3 protein-coding genes are annotated in these 4,293 nt (G+C 67.2%); 1 reads left to right on the top strand and 2 read right to left on the bottom strand.

Features of this window, described 5'->3' with window-relative positions:
* Nucleotides 1-128 precede the first annotated feature (128 nt).
* Nucleotides 129-971 (bottom strand): DUF4240 domain-containing protein, encoded by an 843-nt coding sequence (locus PO768_RS28015; RefSeq protein WP_272648673.1) that lies wholly within the window; start codon nt 969-971, stop codon nt 129-131.
* An 871-nt stretch (nt 972-1,842) separates the two neighbouring features.
* Here PO768_RS28015 and PO768_RS28010 point away from each other — a divergent pair.
* Nucleotides 1,843-2,430 carry a hemerythrin domain-containing protein gene (locus PO768_RS28010; RefSeq protein WP_442953312.1) on the top strand — a complete coding sequence of 196 codons (588 nt, stop codon included), beginning with the start codon at nt 1,843-1,845 and terminating at the stop codon, nt 2,428-2,430.
* Nucleotides 2,431-2,483: 53 nt separating this feature from the next.
* Here PO768_RS28010 and PO768_RS28005 read toward each other — a convergent pair.
* Nucleotides 2,484-4,293: ligand-binding sensor domain-containing diguanylate cyclase (locus tag PO768_RS28005; protein ID WP_272648672.1), on the bottom strand; the 1,810-nt coding region annotated here is incomplete at its 5' end.

The raw sequence follows: 4,293 nt of genomic DNA, 5'->3' as shown, positions 1-4,293 counted from the left end.
TCTACCCATCACTCATCTGCAGCGCAGAGGGCCAGGTCTTGCCGCTTGACAGAAAGAAGCCATATCAGCGGTTGACATGAGAGGTAACGCAAGGGCGTAGACCTTGTGGCGCCTTCCCGATGGAAGAGTTAGGCCTCAGCACTGGCGGAGTGTGCCGCAGCATCGATCGCCCAACCAGCGACGTTGGAGAACGTCTCGTAGCTACAGCCTGGCTCGTGATCAAACTCGGCCTCCGTCTTGAGTTCCCAGGCAACCGGTGCTGCGCTCAGCAGCGCCTCGAACTCGAGATCCTTTGGCATTGCGGAAGGGCTTGCAAGAGCGGCCGCATAGAAAGCTCGCCCATTCGCCACGGCGGCGCATCGCGTGTAAAGAAACCAGTCGCCGGAAAAGTAGGTTTCGTCGTTTACGTACGATTCGGCTCCGATGTGTTTGGCATGTTCACGCGTGTCTAGGCAGTACAGACAATAGGCAAGTCGCTCGGCAAAAGCCCGGATGCTCTGCTTTGGGAGTTTTGAGAGCGCGCTTACCAGAGGAGCCAGGACCGCTTCGTCTTCGCCGATCCTTGCCCAATCAAGAAGACCGACAAGGGGCCAGAAGGAATCCTCTAGCATCATGCGCTTAGGTCGTTGTGCGAGCGCGGAGAGTCTTCGTTGCTCGTGTTGGCGGGCTCGGTCTTCTTGCACCTCCGCTTCGAACCCCTCTCTGTCGTGAATCCATCGCCACTCCATGAAGACTTCGAAGCCTGTCTGGTCAGACCACCCGCCGCCGTATGAGTTGCATTCGATCCGCGACTCTTCATCGTCGAGTGCCAGATTGAAGGCCAATGAAAACGTGGATGGTGGCTTGCCTCTGACCCAGGTTACTGCCCGTTGCCCCTCATAGAAGAAGCGGTGTTGCTCCACCGGGCGACGGAGTTGCGGGTCTGAGGCGAGTGGAGGCCGATCAGCCAAATACTCGGTCGTGCTCAGCATGAGCGACTTTCCCTCCAGACGTAGCACTCGGATCGCGCCGTAACGCCCGTCTGGATGCTTCCGAACATACACATCTCCTTGCTTAGTCATGGCGCGAGTAAGGCTCTCTGAGACCAACGTTGAAGCTAAGCCGCGAGCGGCGGCCTGCTGCCCAACGTGAAAGCTGAGCCGAGAGCGGCGGCCTGCCGACGCGAATCGGCTCGAGCGACCGGTTATGCCGAGCCCCGCTACTCGAAGGCACGGCGATGGAGGCAACGACGCGCTGCCGAAGCGGCAAGCCGCCGAAGGCTGAGGCGAGCAGGCTTGCTGGACTAGCCGCAAGCACAGCGCGGCGCAAACCCCGTATCTCAGCGCAGGCAACACCTGGCACCGCTCCGCGTTGGCCCGACTTCGCCGCCGCAGCCAGGGTCGCTTGCTCGGCGTGCTCGCCGCGCAAGCCCGAGACCAAGCGAGCGATGGAGGTGGGATTAGCCTGCTGCATAACGTGTTGTATGCGAATCGTTAACTCTTTCTGCCCAACATTTGAACATGCCATATGGCATGAGCTGATCCGTGCCTGATCTGACACCGGTAGGCGCTTGCGTGCTGCGCGGGAGGCCGTCACAGCTGGCAGAGCCGGTCAGAAGCCAGGCACCGCCGTCCACGAGTGCCCGCTCCTGGCCACCGCCAGTTGCTAGGGCGGCCCAATCGCTTGCACCCGCCAGGTCGAGCTCAATGGCCTAGGCGGTCGCCCGTTGCAGGCAACTGCGGAGTAGCCACGTTCGCTCCCTCGTCCTACATCAAATCAGGCATTTCTCTGGTGTGGCGCATTGCCATACCCCGCGACAGTGAGATCCCATCTCTTTGAACCATGCAAGCCGGAGAACTCAGCATGATGATTTTCGACGCCATCCGTGAAAGTCACGACCTGCAACGCGATCTGTGCCGCAAGCTGACGGCGTCACGCGGGGACATGGCCGCTCGTGAGCTGCTCTTCCTGCAGCTCAAAGTCGAGCTGATGGCGCATGCAGCGGCCGAGGAACGACATCTGTACGTGCACCTGCTGATGGAGGACGGCGGTCTCGACGCGTCGCGCCACGCGCTGCATGAGCATCACGAAGTTGACGAGTTGCTGGACGACTTGTCCGTGCGGAACAAAAAGCAGGAGGTCTGGATCGCGACCGCCAAGCAGCTGAGCTTCAAGGTGCGCCACCATCTGAAGGAGGAGGAGTCGAAATTCTTCCAGCTCGCCGGGCGCCTGCTGTCGGAGACGAAGAAGCAGCAGCTGGCGCGCCAGTACGCGAAAGAGATCGTGCGGATGCGCAAGCACTACGCGGCCGAGTACCAAACGGTGGCGGTCAATCCGGCCAGCGGTCTGCTCAAGCCCGCGAAACCTGCGGTCGACAAGCCTGCGCTGCGCGGCAGCGCCAGCGCGGGCGCTCAACTGCGAGGCAAGAGCGAACCGCGCCGAACGCGCTGACTGGAGCGGCAGCTCGGCGGCACGGTGCCATTGGGCAGCGCGCTGGTCCCGCGCTATGCCCCACTCGCCCGCACCACTACCCGCCCATCCCCCGCCCAGCCGCTCAGATCGCGCGGCACCTCGGCGGGCGCCAGGTCCATCGCCTCGATGATCCCGAAGTAGCCGTCCCGCCCCCGGGCCTTGGCCGCGTACAGCGCCGAGTCGGCCAGGGCCAGGGTGGCGGGCCAGTCCCAGGCGCGGGGCCGGCGCGGGTCGAGCGGGAAGGCGGCGAAGCCGATCGAGACGGTGACATCGACCGCCTGGCCGAGGCCGATGCCGAAGGGCTGATCGCGCACCGCGGCGCAGACGCGCGCGGCCAGCTCGGCGGCGTCGGCGCGGCTGGTCTCGCGCACCAGCACCAGCAGCTCCTCGCCGCCCCAGCGCACCAGCGAGTCGGTGCCGCGGAACACCTGGCGCAGGCGCTCGGCCAGGGTTACCAGCACGGCGTCGCCGGCGGCGTGGCCGTGGGCATCGTTGACGCGCTTGAAATGGTCCAGGTCCAGCAGCATCAGCACCAGATCGCTGTCGGGGCCGGGCAGGCCCGACTCGCTGGCCTCGAAGCGGCGCAGGCACAGGCGCAAATCGTCCTGCAGACGCAGCTCCAGATAGCGGCGGTTGCGCAGGCCGGTCAGCGCGTCGGTCAGGCTGGCCTCGCGCAGCTCGGCGGTGCGCTCGTCCACCAGGGCCTGCAGCACGGCTTCGCGCCGGCGCAGCAGGCGGGTGCGCCAGCGCACATAGGCCCAGATCGCCAGCAGCAGCAGGGCCACCGCCGCCAGCTGCGCCCACAGCGTCTGCCACCAGGCGGGCAGCAGCTCGATGGGCAGCTCCAGCCGGGCCGGGCCCCACAGCGTCGGGTGTGCCGTCACGCGCATCTGCAGCACATAGCGCCCGGGCCACAGCGGGCCGAAGCTGGGGCTGCGCGCGCCGGGGTCGACGCTGGTCCAGTCGCTGTCCAGGCCCTGCAGGCGGTACTGATAGCGCAGCCGGCCGGGGTCGGCATAGTCCAGCCCGGCGAATTCGACGCTGAAGCTGCGCGTGCCGGCCGGCAGGCGCAGGCCCTGCCCATCCAGGCGCTCGGGCGCATGGGGCTGGCCGTTGACACGCAGCGCGCTGATCACCAGCGGCAGCACGCCCGGATCCGGCTCGAAGGCCTCGGGCACAACACGCAGCAGGCCCCGGCTGCCACCGAACAACAAGGCCCCGCCGGGCAGCTCGGCGCTGGCGAAGAACCAGAAGCTGCCGAAGGCCGCGCCCTCGGCGGCCCCGAAGCTGTCGATCCGGTCGGCCTTGGGGTCGTAGACCTGCAGCTGGCTCCAGATGCGGCCGCGCGCGTCCTCATGCAGATTGCCGCCGAACACGCCCTCGCTGCCATGGCGCTCGCCGATGCGGTCGAAGCGGGCCCGGCCCTGCTGGTCCCAGCCGCGCAGCCGGTGCAGGCCGGCGACCGGCGTGTCCACCCACAGCGTGCCGTCGCGCGCCGGCAGCAGACCCATCACGACCGGGCTGGCCAGGGTCTCGCCCGGCGCCTGCGGCACGGCCGCCAGCCCGCCGCCCTGCTCCCGGAACAGACCTTGCTGGCCGCCGACCCAGAGCCGACCGGCCCCGGCGGCCCCTCCCCTCTCTTCGATCAGCGCATGGATGCCGCCATGCAACGGCGCGCCGCCGGCCAGCGCCACCCGCTGCAAGGCCGGCGCCGAGGCGCCGGGGAGCCGGTACAGGCCTTCCTGCATGCCCAGCCAGACCTCGCCATTGGCGCGCAGCAGCAGGCGCTGCGCCCGCCCGCCGTCCAGCGGCCAGTCGCGCAAGAGCCGGCCCTGGGCGGAG

The organism is Paucibacter sp. XJ19-41 (assembly GCF_028462495.1).
Lineage (GTDB): Bacteria > Pseudomonadota > Gammaproteobacteria > Burkholderiales > Burkholderiaceae_C > Roseateles_E.
Note: the sequence above shows the minus strand (reverse complement) of the source record. Positions and strands in the feature narration are given on the sequence as shown.